This is a genomic window from Rhizobium sp. RHZ02 (assembly GCF_014851575.1).
In the GTDB taxonomy this organism is placed as follows: Bacteria; Pseudomonadota; Alphaproteobacteria; order Rhizobiales; family Rhizobiaceae; genus Rhizobium; species Rhizobium altiplani.
Genome location: NZ_JACUZX010000001.1, coordinates 122,800 through 139,269 on the forward strand (window position 1 = coordinate 122,800; position 16,470 = coordinate 139,269).

The 16,470-nt window shown below is 59.3% G+C and carries 15 protein-coding genes; 8 read left to right on the top strand and 7 right to left on the bottom strand.

Annotated features, from left to right (window positions below; translation table 11 throughout):
- Window positions 1–130: 130 nt before the first annotated feature.
- Entirely contained in the window at window positions 131–1,363 is a 1,233-nt protein-coding gene (gene pepT / locus IB244_RS00560; RefSeq protein ID WP_192302765.1) for a peptidase T, read from the top strand.
- Between the two features lie 85 nt (window positions 1,364–1,448).
- On the opposite strand, the gene IB244_RS00565 is transcribed toward pepT, so the two are convergent.
- The 4 genes from IB244_RS00565 to IB244_RS00580 form a co-directional block, all read right to left on the bottom strand.
- A complete protein-coding gene (locus IB244_RS00565; protein ID WP_192303115.1) occupies window positions 1,449–1,895 on the bottom strand; it encodes a helix-turn-helix domain-containing protein in 447 nt (148 codons plus the stop codon).
- A gap of 224 nt (window positions 1,896–2,119) precedes the next feature.
- Complete coding sequence (locus IB244_RS00570) at window positions 2,120–2,398, bottom strand: hypothetical protein (protein WP_192240122.1); 279 nt, start codon at window positions 2,396–2,398, stop codon at window positions 2,120–2,122.
- Window positions 2,399–2,520: 122 nt separating this feature from the next.
- Window positions 2,521–3,681 (bottom strand): fumarylacetoacetate hydrolase family protein, encoded by a 1,161-nt coding sequence (locus tag IB244_RS00575; protein WP_192302768.1) that lies wholly within the window; start codon window positions 3,679–3,681, stop codon window positions 2,521–2,523.
- A 232-nt stretch (window positions 3,682–3,913) separates the two neighbouring features.
- Window positions 3,914–5,749 (bottom strand): IlvD/Edd family dehydratase, encoded by a 1,836-nt coding sequence (locus IB244_RS00580; protein WP_192302770.1) that lies wholly within the window; start codon window positions 5,747–5,749, stop codon window positions 3,914–3,916.
- Between the two features lie 117 nt (window positions 5,750–5,866).
- Between IB244_RS00580 and IB244_RS00585 the strand changes: the two genes are divergently transcribed.
- Entirely contained in the window at window positions 5,867–6,775 is a 909-nt protein-coding gene (locus tag IB244_RS00585; RefSeq protein WP_025658411.1) for a LysR family transcriptional regulator, read from the top strand.
- A gap of 9 nt (window positions 6,776–6,784) precedes the next feature.
- Here the strand turns inward: IB244_RS00585 and IB244_RS00590 are convergent, their stop codons facing one another.
- The gene (locus IB244_RS00590) at window positions 6,785–7,693 is read right to left on the bottom strand and encodes a helix-turn-helix domain-containing protein (RefSeq protein ID WP_018855535.1); all 909 of its coding nucleotides are present in this window, start codon (window positions 7,691–7,693) and stop codon (window positions 6,785–6,787) included.
- A gap of 86 nt (window positions 7,694–7,779) precedes the next feature.
- Here IB244_RS00590 and IB244_RS00595 point away from each other — a divergent pair, with 86 nt between their 5' ends.
- The 6 genes from IB244_RS00595 to IB244_RS00620 all read left to right on the top strand — a co-directional run bounded on the left by IB244_RS00595 (window position 7,780) and on the right by IB244_RS00620 (window position 14,484).
- Window positions 7,780–9,057, top strand: a complete 1,278-nt coding sequence (locus IB244_RS00595; RefSeq protein WP_018855536.1) for an ABC transporter substrate-binding protein — start codon at window positions 7,780–7,782, stop codon at window positions 9,055–9,057.
- A 76-nt stretch (window positions 9,058–9,133) separates the two neighbouring features.
- A complete protein-coding gene (locus tag IB244_RS00600) occupies window positions 9,134–9,994 on the top strand; it encodes a carbohydrate ABC transporter permease (RefSeq protein ID WP_025658413.1) in 861 nt (286 codons plus the stop codon).
- Window positions 9,991–10,827: a carbohydrate ABC transporter permease gene (locus tag IB244_RS00605; RefSeq protein ID WP_025658414.1), complete on the top strand. Its 837-nt coding sequence runs from the start codon at window positions 9,991–9,993 to the stop codon at window positions 10,825–10,827. The genes IB244_RS00600 and IB244_RS00605 overlap by 4 nt, the downstream gene beginning before the upstream one ends.
- A gap of 14 nt (window positions 10,828–10,841) precedes the next feature.
- The gene (locus IB244_RS00610; RefSeq protein WP_192302772.1) at window positions 10,842–11,927 is read left to right on the top strand and encodes an ABC transporter ATP-binding protein; all 1,086 of its coding nucleotides are present in this window, start codon (window positions 10,842–10,844) and stop codon (window positions 11,925–11,927) included.
- A 44-nt stretch (window positions 11,928–11,971) separates the two neighbouring features.
- The gene (locus IB244_RS00615) at window positions 11,972–13,975 is read left to right on the top strand and encodes an aldo/keto reductase (RefSeq protein ID WP_192302774.1); all 2,004 of its coding nucleotides are present in this window, start codon (window positions 11,972–11,974) and stop codon (window positions 13,973–13,975) included.
- A gap of 170 nt (window positions 13,976–14,145) precedes the next feature.
- Window positions 14,146–14,484 carry a DUF2147 domain-containing protein gene (locus IB244_RS00620; protein ID WP_192240125.1) on the top strand — a complete coding sequence of 113 codons (339 nt, stop codon included), beginning with the start codon at window positions 14,146–14,148 and terminating at the stop codon, window positions 14,482–14,484.
- Between the two features lie 36 nt (window positions 14,485–14,520).
- On the opposite strand, the gene IB244_RS00625 is transcribed toward IB244_RS00620, so the two are convergent.
- Entirely contained in the window at window positions 14,521–14,832 is a 312-nt protein-coding gene (locus tag IB244_RS00625) for a hypothetical protein (protein WP_169679922.1), read from the bottom strand.
- Window positions 14,833–15,273: 441 nt separating this feature from the next.
- Window positions 15,274–16,425: an alpha/beta fold hydrolase gene (locus IB244_RS00630; protein ID WP_312867190.1), complete on the bottom strand. Its 1,152-nt coding sequence runs from the start codon at window positions 16,423–16,425 to the stop codon at window positions 15,274–15,276.
- Window positions 16,426–16,470: the final 45 nt, after the last annotated feature.

The following is a 16,470-nucleotide window of genomic DNA, read 5'->3' on the forward strand; positions in this document are numbered from 1 at the left end:
TGGCATTCGCTGGACGGCAGGACCCCCGGTTTCGCCAACGTGCGGTCGAACATGGGCGTCGAAGACCACTATTCAAGACCTCTCCTGGAAGGCTATACCCGTGCGTCGCCAAACACAAACCGGAGCCGCCATGACCGACACTGTCCTCGATCGTTTCCTCCGCTACGTCGTTATTGACACTCAATCGGATGCGGGATCACCAACACAGCCGTCGACAGCCAAGCAGAAGGACCTGGGTCGATTGCTCGTGGACGAGTTGCTGGGGATTGGCGTGTCCGATGCTCACCTCGACCAGCATGGCTATGTCTATGCGACCATTCCATCGAATACCGACAAGACAGTCCCGGTCATTTGCTTCTGCTCGCACATGGACACGGCACCAGATTTCACGGGAACGAATGTGAGGCCAAAAGTCCTGCACAACTATGGCGGTGGCGATATCAAGCTCTCCGGCGACCAGAAGCAGGTCATTCGCGTTACTGAGAATCCGGCGCTCAATGACCAGATCGGCAACGATATCGTTACAACCGACGGGACGACGCTGCTCGGTGCCGACGACAAGGCCGGCATCGCCGAAATCATGACGGCGGCGCAAATCCTGATGGACAATCCCGACATCAGGCACGGAACGATCAAGCTGCTTTTCACGCCCGATGAGGAGATCGGTCGCGGCGTTGACAAGGTCGACCTGACCAAGCTTGGTGCGCAGTTTGCCTATACGATGGATGGGGAGACAGCCGGACACATAGAAGACGAAACGTTCTCGGCCGACGGTGTGGAAATTGCCATCGAAGGCGTCGCCATCCATCCAGGCTTTGCCAAGGGAAGGATGGAGAACGCCATCAAGATCGCCGGTGCGATCATAGATCGGTTGCCCAGGAATATCGCACCGGAAACGACCGACGGACGGGAAGGCTTCATCCATCCGACCGGTCTGAGCGGATCGATGGAAAAGGCGGCTATCAGCCTCATTGTCCGGGACTTCGAAGAAAGCGGCCTCGCCGACAAGGAGAAGCGTCTGGAAGCGATCGTGCGGGAGGTGATGAAGGACTATCCGGGCTCGTCTTACACGTTCGCCGTCAAGCAGCAGTATCGCAACATGAAGGTGGTTCTCGATCGCCACCCGCAGATCGTGGAAAACGCCATCGAAGCGATCCGCCGCGCCGGAATGTCGCCGGTCCGCGGCAGTATTCGAGGCGGAACTGACGGTTCGCGTCTCTCCTTCATGGGGCTGCCATGTCCGAACATATTTGCAGGCGGACACGCCTTCCACTCACCACGCGAATGGATCAGCAGGCAGGACATGGAAAGGGCCGTCGCCACTCTGGTTGAGCTTGCAAGGGTTTGGGAAGAGCGAGCATAAGTTGCCCGACCGCCCGAACAACGCACGGGATGACAGGCGGAATTGCATCTTGCCGGCCGGCCCTACATCACATGAGCCTGATTGCTCAGGCGAAGGTTTCGCCGTGTTTTCCTCGCTCACCTGATACGTCACGCCCTTCCTGCGCCTGCGCCATGGCCTTGACTAAGGCGACGATTTTTTCGCGCAGCTGCGCATCGGTGATCTTCAGGAACGCGCGGTTAAGTGCGAGCCCCTCCTTCGAATGCAGGAATTCGGCAACGGGGTCAGCCGCGACATTCGTCTCAACCAGGCTCACTGGCTCGGATTCATTCTGTTGGAAGAAGAAACTCGGCGACGTACTCAGGACCTCGGCAATCCGTTGCAGCCGGCTGGCACCGATCCGGTTCAGACCCTTCTCGTATTTCTGCACCTGCTGGAACGTAACACCGATCTGGTCGGCAAGCCTTTCCTGACTGAGACCTAGGAGTTGCCTGCGCATCCTCACGCGAGAACCGACATAGGTATCGATGGCATTTGGTGTCTTTGCATTCATCATACGCGTTTCCATGACCGGGCCGGCGTGGCGATCATCGCTCGATCTCCGGTATAGCACTCCCATAAATGTGTATTAGGCATGGGCCAAATTCAATTGGTAGTTCTTCCTACTTGGGTAATATCATCTGACAAGAATGTGACTCCAGTCCGAACATGCGGCCAGGGCTCGCTCACAAGTATCGCCAGGCTACGGCCTTCGCTAAGGCCCCGTGTCAACATTGCTCACCGGTGGAAGCGAATTGGCCGGAACTCCCTGTGGACGATCTTCAAAGACCTGTCGGGCTGTATCATGTAGGTTTCATCGACCTGTTGACCCCACTGATCTATGAAGTTGTGGGGGAACGTCGATCCGGGCGGGGATTTCGTCAGCTTGGTGCGTGGCTGGCCGCCATAGGTGACACTGCCGGGAATCGGCTCGAGGCCGGGCGATGAAAAATCCTTTGCAGCCGTGCATGCAGCAAGAAGGAATGCTCCAACCAGTACAAGAGCTCTCTTCTTCATGGCATCCTCAACGCTTCGACCCTGTTTTAGAAGCATATATGTGATCAGTTCCGCCGGAACAGGTAGCCCGCCCGTCCGGCGCAAGATTTCAGCGGCGCCTGCCCGCACCGCGTCTTCAAAACCTACAGCAGATCGCGCCTTGCAAGGCTTGCCATCAGGGCCGTAATCCCGAAGCTCCAGGGCGGGCACTCGGTCGAAAGCCTCACCGTGTTGACGAGCGAGCCGAGACCCGCCGAAGAGATTTCGACGACGTCGCCAACCTTGTGGGTGAAGCCCTGATTCGGCGCATCGCGATCCTGCGTCGGGGCAAACAGCGTTCCCAGAAACAGCATGAAGCCGTCCGGATACTGATGATGGGCGCCGCAGGTCTGCTTGACGAGGTCAGTCGGGTCGCGGCTGATCTTCGACATCGAGCTCTTGCCGTGCAGGACGAAACCGTCAGTCCCGGTAACCTTGAGGTCGAGCTCTGCGCTGCGCACGTCATCGAAGCCAAAGGTCTCGTCGAACAGCCGGATGAACGGGCCGATCGAGCAGGAAGCATTGTTATCCTTCGCCTTGCCGAGCAGGAGCGCCGAGCGGCCCTCGACGTCGCGCAGATTGACGTCGTTGCCAAGCGTTGCACCCTTGATGTCCCCGCGACTATTCACGGCAAGCACGATCTCGGGTTCGGGATTGTTCCAGGTCGAGATCGGATGCAGGCCAACATCGGCCCCCCAGCCGACGGAAGAAAGCACCGGCGACTTCGTGAACACCTCGGCGTCGGGCCCGATGCCGACCTCGAGATATTGTGACCACATGCCTTCCTCGATCAACGCCTGCTTGACCTTGGCAGCTTCCGGCGACCCGGCCTTCAGGTTGTTGAGGCTACCGCCGATGAGCGTGCTGACGCGCTCCCGGATGGCTGCTGCACGATCCGGGTTTCCGGCGGCCTTCTCCTCGATGACCCGCTCGATCATCGACTGGGCAAACGTCACGCCGCAGGCCTTGATAGCTTGAAGGTCAGCCGGAGCAAGCAGATGGACGCGCGACAGGTCGGGCGTGCCGATGCCCGAGGCAGCGATCTCCTCCAGCGTGCCGAGCACAGGGCCTTGTGCACTACGGGCAACTGCTGCGGCGTCGGCCTGCTCCAGAAGTGCGCTCAGCGTCGGCACGGCCTTGGAGGTGATATCGACCACTTGGCCATCCCGAACCGCCACGACGCTCGGCCCTTGGACACCAGGGTTCCAGGCACGACCTACAAACAAGCCACCGGCGGCAGCAGAGTCCAGAAGAGTATAAGACATCGTCATGTTCCGTCACGCGAGCGATGGACGCGCTCAAAATGAAAAACGAACCGGCCGCCCTCCAACCCAGCGGCCGCGAAAATCGATCACAATCGGTGCCTGACGACAAGGTCAAAACCAAGGATTCTCGACCGGAAACACAAATGGACGCGATGCCGGAGACAGCGTCGCGCCCATTGTACTCGATCAGACTGTCTTCGGCGCCACGCGCTCTCGCCCGCGCGCCAACGACTTAGTGGTTGTCGCGCGGAATGCCCTTCGTCTGAGCGATACGCTGATACTTGACGGCAGGCTCGAGCACGGCACCGGTTTCCATCTGACCAACACAGGCACGCTGCATTTCCTGCCAGGGCGTCTGGCTCTCCGGATAGACGTAGCCCCCGGCCGCCTCGAGCGCCTTGCGGCGTTCGGCGAGCTCCTCGTCGCTGATGAGGATGTTGGCGCTACCCTTCTTGAGATCGATACGAACCTGGTCGCCGGTCTTGAGGAGAGCAAGCCCACCGCCTGCTGCCGCTTCTGGCGAAGCGTTGAGGATGGAGGGCGATCCGGACGTTCCGGACTGGCGACCATCGCCGATGCAGGGCAGGGAACTGATCCCCTGCTTCAGGAGGTAGTCCGGAGCGCGCATGTTGACGACTTCGGCCGCACCCGGATAGCCGATCGGGCCGGCGCCGCGCATGAAGAGGACCGTCGAAGCGTCGATCGCCAGTGACGGATCGTCGATGCGGTGATGGTAATCTTCCGGTCCGTCAAAGACGACAGCGCGGCCAACAAAGGCTTCCGGATCATTCGGGTTGGAGAGATAACGCTGACGGAACTCGGGCGAGATCACGCTCGTCTTCATGATTGCCGACGAGAAGAGGTTGCCGCGCAGGACGCGGAAGCCGGCGCGCTCCTTAAGCGGACGCTCGAACGGGCGAATCACCTTGTCGTCTTCGATCGTCGCCGTGGTGTAATTCTCGCCAACAGTCTTGCCGTTGACGGTCATTGCGCCGGTGTTGAGGAGGTTATGCTTGATCAGTTCGCCCATGACAGCGGGAACGCCACCGGCGTGATAGTAGTCCTCGCCGAGATATTCGCCAGCCGGCTGCAGGTTGACGAGCAGCGGGATTTCCTCGCCGTAGGTCTGCCAATCGTCGACCGTGAGCTCGACGCCGATGTGGCGGGCAAGTGCGTTGAGATGGATCGGAGCATTGGTGGAGCCGCCGATCGCGGAGTTGACCTTGATCGCGTTGATGAAGGCTTCCTTGGTCAGGATGTCGGAAGGCTTCAGATCTTCCCGAACCATTTCAACGATTCGCAGGCCGGTTTCATAGGAAACTTCCTGACGGTCACGATAGGGGGCCGGAATGGCGGCGCCGCCCGGCAACTGCATGCCGAGTGCTTCGGCAAGCGAGTTCATCGTGGTTGCCGTGCCCATCGTGTTGCAATATCCGGTCGAGGGCGCGGAGGATGCGACGAGCTTGACGAAGCCCTGATAGTCGATTTCGCCACGCGCCATCATTTCGCGTGCCTTCCAGACAATCGTACCCGAGCCCGTGCGTTCGCCGCGGAACCAGCCGTTCAACATCGGGCCGACCGACAGCGCGATCGCCGGAATGTTGACGGTTGCCGCGGCCATTAGACAGGCCGGCGTCGTCTTATCGCAGCCGATGGTCAGAACGACGCCGTCAAGCGGGTAGCCGTAGAGAACCTCGACGAGACCGAGATAGGAAAGGTTGCGGTCGAGGCCCGCCGTCGGGCGCTTACCGGTTTCCTGGATCGGGTGGACCGGGAACTCGATGGCGATACCGCCAGCGTCACGGATGCCTTCGCGAACGCGCTTGGCGAGTTCGATGTGGTGACGATTGCACGGCGACAGGTCAGAGCCCGTCTGCGCGATACCGATGATCGGGCGACCCGACTGCAGCTCTTCCTGGCTGAGACCGAAGTTCATGTAGCGCTCGAGGTAGAGCGCGGTCATGTCAGGGTTTGCGAGATTGTCGAACCAGGCCTTCGAGCGAAGCTGGCGCGATCCGTCCTGCTCTTGAATTGCGTTCTGATTCGGGGAAGGTGTCTTCTCAACCACGATGAATTTCCTTGCTTTGACGCCGTTGTTGTCATGCACTTAGCTGATCGATACAGGAATGTATAATCAGTCTTTCGCATTTTGATATGCAAATTCCTTATATCAAGTGAGGCAAGCATGGGATTGGATGGTTTCAGGCTACGCCACCTGAAGATGCTCGTGGCGCTCAGCGAGCACGGAAAGCTCGGTGTCGTTGCAGAAATGTTCGGCGTTTCGCAGCCGGCACTGTCGAGGACATTGAACGAGCTGGAGCAAATGTCCGGACACCAGCTCTTCGAGAGACACAACCGTGGACTTATCCCCACCCCTCAAGGAGAGGTAATCGTTCGCCACGCCAAGATGTTGATCTCCGAGGCGCAGCGCGCCGAATACGAAATGGTGGTCGCCGCAGCCGGGCAGGGCGGCAGCGTCGCGTTCGGAACGATCATGACGCCAGCCGCCGACTATGTCGCCCCCGCGCTCAAACGTATCTTCCAGACCCATCCGACAATCGACATCAGCATCGCTGTAGGAAGCAGCGACGTGCTGCTCGAGGACGTGCTGAGCAGGAGGCTCGACTTTGCCGTTTGCCGAATTCCGAGCGGCATGAACCCACTCTGGTTTGATTATCTGCCTGTTGGCCAGGAGACGCTGCGCGTCATCGTGGCGGTGGATCATCCGCTCTCGGCAAAACCTGTCGTCACCGAGGACGACCTCCGGCACCAGAGCTGGGTGCTGCAGCCGCATGGCTCGTTCCTCAGGCAGGTCATTGATGATTTCATCCGGCGCCATGGCATCGTACCGGCCAGCGTCGTTTCGACCTCTGATGCGCTCCTGACCATGCTGTTGATCCTGCAGAGCCAGCGGCTTGGCATCTTCGCCGAGCCTGTTGCCGCGCTCCTCGAGAGGCATGGTCTCGTCAAGGCGCTGCAGATCGAGGGAGACATCTCCGTTCCGGGTTTCGGCCTCATCAAGCTCAAGGAACGTGAACTGTCGGCCTCCGCCGAGCTTGTCTACAATGTGTTTGCCACGACACGAAATCTGTGAGGCCATGGACTAGGGCGCATACTGCGTGACCATGCGCGCATCGCGACGAAAATCGGAAGGCGACATCCCGGCGATATGGCGGAACGACTTGTTGAAGGCGCTGATCGACCCGAAACCGCTGTCCATCGCGACCTGCAAGACATTCGCCTCATCGTTCATCAGCATTGCCTGCGCCCGTGACAGACGCAGCAGATTGACATATTTGCTGAGCGTCATGCCTGTGGTCTTCTTGAACAGGTTCATCGCATATTTCGGATGAAGATCGGCGGCGCGAGCGATATCGACCGAATCGATTTCCTGCAGGAAGTTGACAGCGATGAAGTCGCACATACGCGCCACGCTTCGCGACGATTGCGGGTAGCATTGCTCGATATCGTCGGCATCCGTCGGCCCGAGGGTCGGGATCATGGAATAGGGTTCGAGTGCGATTCGCTCCACCCGCAACAGCATCTCGTCGACGGCGTGCTGAGCCTTGGCGGGATCGCCGGATTTGGTATAGCGCACCCAGCGCGGAAAGTTCTCGAGGTCGGCCGCATCAGTTGCCGAGGTGAACAGGATCTCACCCTTCATCAGTCGGCTGGAGATGTTGATCGGCAGGCGCATACGGAAGAAATAGACCAGTGGCAGGTGGCCGCCGGCATAGATTGCGTCCTCGGAACAATCGTCCATCTGGTGCGGTTGCCCACCCCAAAACAGGCACATATCGCCCGCCTTCATCGAGATTTTCTGGCCGTTCATGCGGTAGTGCACGCTACCCTGCATGATATAATTCACTTCGACCTGCACATGCCAATGAGGCATGAGCATCACTGGTGGATGGTTGTGAAACATCTGAAGGGCGGTCGGCAAACCCTCGATGCTGCTCGCTCCCGGCTGATAGACTGCCCGCCTTACGATCTTACTTTCCGCCAAGTCCATGTTCCCTTTTTAGGAGACAGCGGCTCCCTTGTAGATAGTCTAGCCGCGTTCGCTAAGGGACGGCAATTGAAAAGGGAGGATTTTCAATGCGCTTCAAACTCATCGGTGCGACCGCTGCAGTCGCACTTCTTGCTTCCGGTTCTGCCTTCGCACAGCAGTCGGGCAATCTGACCATCTGGAGCTGGAACATCGCCGCATCGGCGCTGAAGTCCACGCTCGAAGGCTTCAACAAGCAGCATCCTGACATCAAGGTCACGGTCGAGGATCTCGGCAACCAGCAGGTCTTCGACAAGATGCTGGCCGCCTGCGCCGCCGGTGGCGAAGGACTGCCCGACATCGTCAGCGTGGAAAACTTCGAGGCGGAAATCTTCTGGAGCCGCTTCCCAGACTGCTTCGCCAATCTGAAAGAGCTGGGCTACACTCCCGAAATCCAGGCGAAATTCCCGGATTTCAAGCGCACGGAGCTTGAAGTCGGTGATGTCGCTTACGCCATGCCGTGGGATTCCGGTCCGGTCGCCGTTTTCTATCGCCGTGATTTCTATGAAAAGGCCGGCGTTGATCCGTCGACGATCAAGTCCTGGGACGATTTCATTGCGGCTGGCAAGAAGATCTCCGCGGCCAATCCGGGCGTCGTCATGGCGCAAGCCGACTTCAACGGCGACAGCGAATGGTTCCGGATGATTTCCAACGAGCAGGGCTGCGGCTATTTCTCGACGGACGGCCAGACGATTACCATCAATCAGCCCGCCTGCGTTGCGACACTCGAAAAAGTCAAGCAGATGAAGGACGCCGGAACGCTGACGGCAGCCATCTGGGACGAGAAGATCCAGGCCAATACCGCTGGCAAGGTGGCAAGCCAGATGTATGGCGGCTGGTATGAAGGCACCATTCGCTCCGGCTCGCCCGACCTTTCCGGCAAGTGGGGCGTCTACATGATGCCAAGCCTGACGCCCGATGGACCGCATGCTGCGAATCTCGGCGGCTCGTCGCTTGCGATCGCTGCCAATTCCCAGAACAAGGAAGCAGCCTGGACCTACATCAACTACGCACTTGGCACCAATGAGGGCCAGGTGACGATGCTGAAATCCTTCGGCCTCGTCCCGTCGCTGTTGACCGCAGTCCAGGATCCGTTCGTCAACGAACCACAGGCCTACTGGCACGACCAGAAGGTATGGGCCGATATCCTTTCGACCCTGCCGAAGATCGTTCCAAGCCGCGGGACGCCGTTCCAGACGGATGCGGACTCGATCTACAGGGCAGCGCAGACCAAGTACTTCGCCGGCGGCTATCCTGATGCGAAGGCCGCGCTTGACGACGCCGCAAAACAGATCGCGACGGCGACCGGTCTTCCCCTTGCGAAATGAGTAACGGTGCCGGGCGTCGCTTGGCGCCCGGCCTCCATCCTCAGGGATGGCTCGTCTCGTCTGTGAGGAGAATAGAATGCCGATCCGGAACCGGAACGCCTACGCTTTTCTTGCGCCCTATCTCTTGGTATTTGCCACCTTCTGGATATGGCCGATCATCAGTTCGTTTCTGACCTCGTTTCAGAATACCCGTGTCAACCCCTGGAAATTCAGTCCCGGCGTTAACTGGGGTCGTCTCATTGGTGACCCTGCCTTTTACAACGCGCTCTACAACACGCTGATCATCCTGGTCATCCAGGTGCCGGTCATGATCACGATTGCGACCGTCATGGCTGTCCTGCTGAACTCCCCGCTTCTAAAGGCGCGGCCCCTGTTTCGCTTTGCGTTTTTCGCACCCGTCGTCGTCGGCGAAGTGGCCTATTCCGCAGTCTTCCGCCTGATGTTCAGCTTCGATTTCGGGATCATCAACAAGATCATCACCTTGGTTGGCCTCCCGGCGGTCTCCTGGTTCGACAATGCCAACGCCGCCATGGCCTTGATCATCATCGCGGTGACCTGGCGCTGGGCAGGCTATAACGCGATCATCATACTTGCCGGCCTGCAATCCATTCCAGACGACGTCTACGAGGCAGCAACGCTCGATCGCGTCAGCAAGACACAGCAGTTCTTCCACATCACCCTGCCGCTCCTGAAACCGATCATCCTGTTTTGCGTCATCCTGTCGGTCATCGGCACGATGCAGCTCTTTACCGAGCCATTCTTGATCACCAACCGCGGCGGCCCGGGCGGTGGAACCGAAACGCTTGGCCTGCTGCTTTATCGTGAAGGTTTCCGCTCTCTCAATTTCGGATACGCCTCCGCTGTCGCCTACACGATGGCAGCTCTGGCGGTGGCGATTTCGCTGCTCAACCTCTGGATCGGAAGGGAACCCAAATGAGATCGAAGTCTCAATCCCTGCTGCTGCGACAGATCGCTCTTCATGCCGTCCTGACGCCGCTCGCCCTCATCTGGCTGTTTCCGCTATGGATGATGTTCGTCTTCTCCACGATGTCGGATTTCGGCATCTTCAGCCCCGAGATTGTTCTCTGGCCGTCGACCAACTTCGTCGAGAACTTTAAAAACCTGCAGGCGGACACCGACTTCCTCCGCGCAATGTTCATCTCCATCGGCGTCGCGGCGATCTATACGTTCCTGTCGGTGCTTCTCACTTCGATGGCCGGCTGGGCGCTGGCGCGCTACCGCTTCGTCGGGCGGTCAATCGTGATTGGCATCATTCTTGGGACCATCACGCTACCCTTTGCCGTCGTCGTCATCCCGCAGTTCATCATGGTGGCCCGCGAATTCAGGCTGGCGAACACGTGGATCGCGCTGATCGTCCCGCCGCTCTTCAATTCCCTCGGCGTTCTTTTCATGCGTCAGGCGTTTTCGATGATGCCCGGCGAGCTCTTCGATGCCGCACGTGTCGAGGGCGTCAAGGAGTGGCAAATCTTCCTTCGCATCGCCCTGCCACTTGCAAGGCCGACGATGGCCGCGCTGGCCATCATCCTCTTCCTGCACTCCTGGAACAACTACCTCTGGCCGCTCCTCATCAACTCCAAGCCCGGAATGATGACGGCGCCTGTGGCCCTTGGAACGCTGATCGGCCTGACCAAGGTGTCCTGGGGAGGCATCATGGCGGGTGCGATCATGCTGACAGCCCCGATCCTGGTCGTCTTTGTGTTCCTGCAACGCCACTTCATCGCCGGCATCGCGGCCGGCGCAGTCAAATAATCGGGGAACGCCTGATGTCGGAACTTTCGTTGAAAAATGTCGTCAAGCGCTTCGGCGCGCTGGAAATCATCCATGGCGCCAATCTTGAAGTGAAGGACGGCGAATTTGTCGTCTTCGTCGGCCCTTCCGGTTGCGGCAAGTCGACATTGCTTCGCATGATCGCGGGCCTTGAGGATATCACGGGCGGCGAGATCAATATCGGCGGCAAGGTCGTCAATGACGTCGAACCTGCCGAGCGCGGCATCGCCATGGTCTTCCAATCCTACGCGCTCTACCCGCACATGACTGTCGAGGAAAATCTGAGCTTCGGCCTGCGCATGAACGGCAACCCGAAGCAGGATACGGAAAAGCGCGTCAAGCACGCGGCCAACATCCTGCAGATCAACGAGTTGATGCAGCGACGGCCGAAGCAACTGTCCGGCGGCCAGCGCCAGCGCGTCGCCATCGGCCGTGCCATCGTGCGCGAACCGCAGGTCTTCCTGTTCGATGAACCGCTGTCGAACCTGGATGCCGAACTGCGGGTGCAGATGCGTGTCGAGATATCACGACTGCACAAGCAGCTCGGTACGACGATGATCTACGTTACCCACGACCAGACCGAAGCGATGACGCTCGCCGACAAGATCGTCGTCCTGCGGGCCGGCAAGATCGAGCAGGTGGGCGCGCCGCTCGACCTTTATGATGATCCCGCCAACCAGTTCGTTGCCGGTTTCGTCGGTTCGCCGAAAATGAACTTCCTCAAGGCCGAAATCCTGGAACGGAATGCTGCAGGCGTCACCGTTGCGGTCACCGGTGACAAGAATGTTCGTCTGACCATGTCGGTAACAGGCCCGCTCGAGGCTGGTCAGTCGGTAACGCTTGGGTTGCGCCCGGAGCACTTCGTCGACGCGGGGCAGGGCGATGCGGATCTTACCGTTACGATCGATGTCGCTGAACACCTCGGCAACACCAGTTACATCTATGCGACCACGGCGGCAGGCGAACAGCTGATCATCGAGCGTCCCGAATCGCGGGCGGCCGGCAATCGCAACACGCTGACTGTCGGTCTGAGCGCCAACCGCAGCTTCCTGTTCGACAGCGCCGGCAACCGCCTCCGGTGACTGCCACCTCATCCCAAGACCTATTCAATGAAAGAGGAATTCCCATGAGCACAGACCAACCGATCCGTTGGGGCATCATCGGCCCGGGTACGATCGCCCGCACCTTCGCGGACGGTATCGCCCATTCGCGCACCGGAAAGCTCGTTGCCATCGCCACCCGCAATCCGGAAAAGCCGGGGCTTGCCGAAAACTTCCCAGGCGCCCGGATTGTCAAAGGCTATGACGCGCTTCTGACGGATGCAGAGATCGACGCGATCTATATCGCGACCCCTCATACCGGCCATGCTGAATGGGCGATCAAGGCGATCCGGGCAGGCAAGCACGTTCTCGTCGAGAAGCCAATTGCGCTTTCCGCATTCGATGCCGATGCGATCTATCATGAAGCCAAAAAGGCTGGCGTCTTCGCCGGGGAAGCCTTCATGTATCGGGTTCACCCGCAGACCGCCAAGATCGTCGAACTGGTCAAGAGCGGCGTCATTGGCACTGTACGGATCATCCGTTCGAGCTTTGGTTTCAACATGGGCTCGTTCAAACCCGAACATCGTCTCTTTTCCAATGATACCGCAGGTGGCGGCATCCTCGACGTTGGCGGCTATCCTGTCTCCATGGCGCGGTTGATTGCGGGTGCTGCCGAGGGCAAACCGTTCCTCGAACCGGACAAGGTCTCCGGTGTCGGTCATCTCGGTCAGTCGGGTGTCGATGAATGGGCCTCCGCGGTCCTGAAATTTCCGAACGGCGTTATCGCCGAAGTGTCCTGCTCCATCATGGCGCAACAGGACAACACGCTTCGCATCATCGGTTCGGAGGGTCGCATCGAGGTCAAGGACTTCTGGTTTGCCTCCGGTCACAAGGGCGGCGTCGGCCGGATCGAGATCTTCAAGGGCAGCGAGCAGCAGACCGTCGAGGTCAAGGAAGACCGCTGGCTCTATTCCTTTGAAGTAGACGCAGCCGGCGATGCAATCCGCGCCGGCGAAAAGGAATTCCGAGCACCCGGCATGGGCTGGAGCGATTCCATCGGAAACCTGCGCGTTCTCGATCAATGGCGCGCCTCGATTGGCCTGGAATATGGGGTCGAGAAGTCAGACAGGCGGACCACGAACCTTGCAGGCGGTGTCGTTCGGCGCGGCAGCAGTATTCCGCAGCGGCAGATCCCCGGCATTTCCAAGCCTGCTTCGGTCGTCACTCTCGGCTTCGAGTTCTTCCCGAATTTCGCTGCCGCGTCGCTGACCCTCGACGCCTTCTACGAGGCAGGCGGCAACGTCTTCGACACGGCCTTCGTCTATGGCGGCGGCAAGACGGAGGCCATCTTTGGTGACTGGCATACGAGCCGGAAAGTTCCGCGCGACGAGATCGTGCTGATCGGGAAGGGCGTTCATTCCCCACTCTGCTATCCCGATGTGATCGGCAAGCAGCTCGATCAGTCATTGAACCGACTGAAGACCGATTACGTCGACATCTACTTCATGCATCGCGACAACACCGATATTCCGGTCGGCGAGTTTGTCGATGCCATGGACGCGGAAGTCAGGCGCGGTCGGATCCGCGGCATCTTCGGCGGGTCGAACTGGACCCGGGAACGCATGGACGAAGCTGCAGCATATGCGGCCAAGAACGGCAAGACGGCGCCGGCTGCCCTATCCAACAACTTCTCGCTTGCCGAAATGCTTGATCCGATCTGGGCTGGATGCGTGGCGGCCTCCGACGACGACTGGAAGAAATGGCTGAACGCAAAGCAGATCCCGAACTTCGCCTGGTCGAGCCAGGGCCGCGGCTTCTTTACCGACCGTGCGGGCCGCGGCAAGCACGACGATGAAGAAATCGTCCGTTGCTGGTATTCGGATCGCAATTTCGACCGCCGGGACAAGGCCATCGAGCTGGCAGCCAAGCTCGGCCGCAGCCCGATCCATATCGCGCTCGCCTATGTGATCGCCCAGCCTTTCCCGGTCATTCCCCTGATCGGGCCGCGCACTATCGCCGAACTGGAAGACAGCCTCTCGGCGCTCGACATCAAGCTCACACCGGAACAGGTGAGGTGGCTGGAAGGCTGAGCCGACAGCAACAATCGCCCGGGTCTGCCTAACACCAGTCCCGGGCGCATGACCTGCCGAGACAGCATGGGGAGCACGCAGCGCTGGAGCGGGGCGCCATCGGGGCGTATAGTGGAACGCTTTAGGCCTCCCACGGCCTCACCCTGATTTCCAAAGAAGGGGAGCAAACCATGCTAAGGCTGGCACTGATCACCGCGCCAATGGCGCTCGTGGCCTTCACCGCTCTGGCTCAAGAGCCTGTTGTGGGTAACTGGAAGACACAAGTCGGCACCACCGCGACCATCGACGAATGCGCCCAAGGCTACTGCATTACCATGAAAACCGGCAATAATGCGGGAAGGCGCATAGGATCATTCAAAGGCAGCAACGGCAATTTCACCGGCAGCATCGTCGAGCCCGAGAGCAAGAAGACATTCACTGGCGTACTGACCCTGAGCGGCGACACCGTGCGTATGCGCGGCTGCACGATGAAGGTGATCTGCGTCTCGCTTATCTGGACGCGATTGTGATAGGCAATCCGAACTGATGCCGGCTCTCGTGAGCCGTCAGTTGTTTCGCCTCACCTCATCGATAACCTGCCGGTATTCCTCCGCGATCGAGATTGCCGCTTTTGCGACCAACGGATTGACCGATTTGCGATCAACAGCATCAGAGCAGGCCTCGAATACGCCGCGCAGCTCGCTCTCGATCCAGAAGAGTTCCGGGTAGTGCTCCACCAAAACCTGCGGGAGAAATTTTGCTTTCTCTCTCAAGGACTTGGAGCAGACCAGAATGTCCGGATCTGCAGTGGTCGCATCGAGAATCGCTGCTTCAAGCTGACCAGTGGCGCTGACGATATCGCTAACCAAAGCCGTCATTTTTCCCTCCTGACAAAGGAACCCCGGCAAGGGTCATGCATACGCCGTGCCAAACTGGTGAAGGGGGGCCTTGCGGCTGCAGAAAGACGCCTTGGCAGCGTTCGATGCCGAAGTGTTGATCTGACGTGCCGTTTCCCCGATCCCGCCGCGAACTAGTTTCTGTCACAACTGGTGGCAGGCTACGTAGGGGTGGATGCAATGAAAACGCTTCGAAAAATGATGTGCCTGGGAATAGTGCTTGCCGTCGCGGGCGTCGCGACGGCGTGTTCGACGAGCTCGGAGGCTCCCAGAACGACGGGGTCGGTCGGGTATGGCGCTCACAATGCCGACTTTGCGCTGCGGCCAGCGTGCAGGGGCGGATTCGGCAACGATCGGCCCTGCAGTTACTGAAGCAAGCGAACCTGGGGCAAAGCGTATCGCGCCGGCAATCCGGCACGATGGCTATTGGCTGGCGGCTGCCTGTGTGATCCCGCCGAGAATGCGGCTTGGCAGAAAAACGATCAGCGATGCAGCGCCTTCGATCACCGATGCGCCGTCGGCAAGCATTGTCTGCCCGGCCGGGGGCTCGTCATCTCTGATAAGACCACGCATCAAAGTATCGTTGTTGACCATGTCCATCAGCGTCGGTGAACTCGCAAAGACGCTGTGTGTGCCGCCATCAACAGCAGAGGCATCGATGACCGCGATCTCTCTCGCCTGAAGGACGGCGAGCTCGGAGCCACTGCCGACGCGCGGACGGCCGCCTGCCAATCGCCGGGAAAACCCGAGCGCGCGATCACGGCGCGAGACAATGATTGTAAACGGTCTCGGTATGTCCCCAATGTCGTCAAGCTGGCTCAGGAACACGTCGACATCGATATCGGGCGCAGCAAGAACCACGCCACCCAGCCGCTTCAATGCACTGGTGCGCCCCCTGAGGGCGAGATCGCGCAGGGCCTCGGTGACGACATAGGCGCCCATGGAATGACCAACCAGGATTATTCTCTTCGCATTGGTTTCGGCTGCGATCTCGATTGTTTCGGCAAGGCCACGCCGGCCAACAAGGGCGCTGTCACGATCAAAGACGTAGAGCGGTATCGACGCGCCTGACGGCCAGGCGTAATGCAAAGAGACCGATTTGACATCGAAGTCGTAGCTGATCTGGGCGTTTCGAAAGACGCTGTCGGCGAAGTTGTTGTTGTAACCGTGGACGAAGATGAAGATCTCACGGTTTTCGGGCGCCTTCTGCGCCAGCGCCGCATTCAGCCGTCGGATGAAGTCCTCTCGCCCGGCAATTGGCTGATAGGTCCTTGCCGAAAAGTGTCTTCTCGGATCGGGGGTCCTGCCACTTTTCTCGACGCGGCCGGCGACATGGTTTTGCGGAATCCCAACGTCGATTTCTGCAAAATTCAATGTTTTCGACCGCTCAGCCGAGTATGGCAGGGAGAGATTATTGGATCGGGCGCGGTTGGTCGCGACATAGATCGGAACGATGGCTCGCGGTTCTGCGCCTGATGATGATGCGACGGGGAGGCCAAGGACCGCACGCGGTCCGCCACAACCGACGAGAGCCAACAGGATGACAACAATGACCGACAAACGGATTGAGGACACGGGCTCGACCTAATCTTCTGCCAAGCTTATCAAAAGGGTCAACAA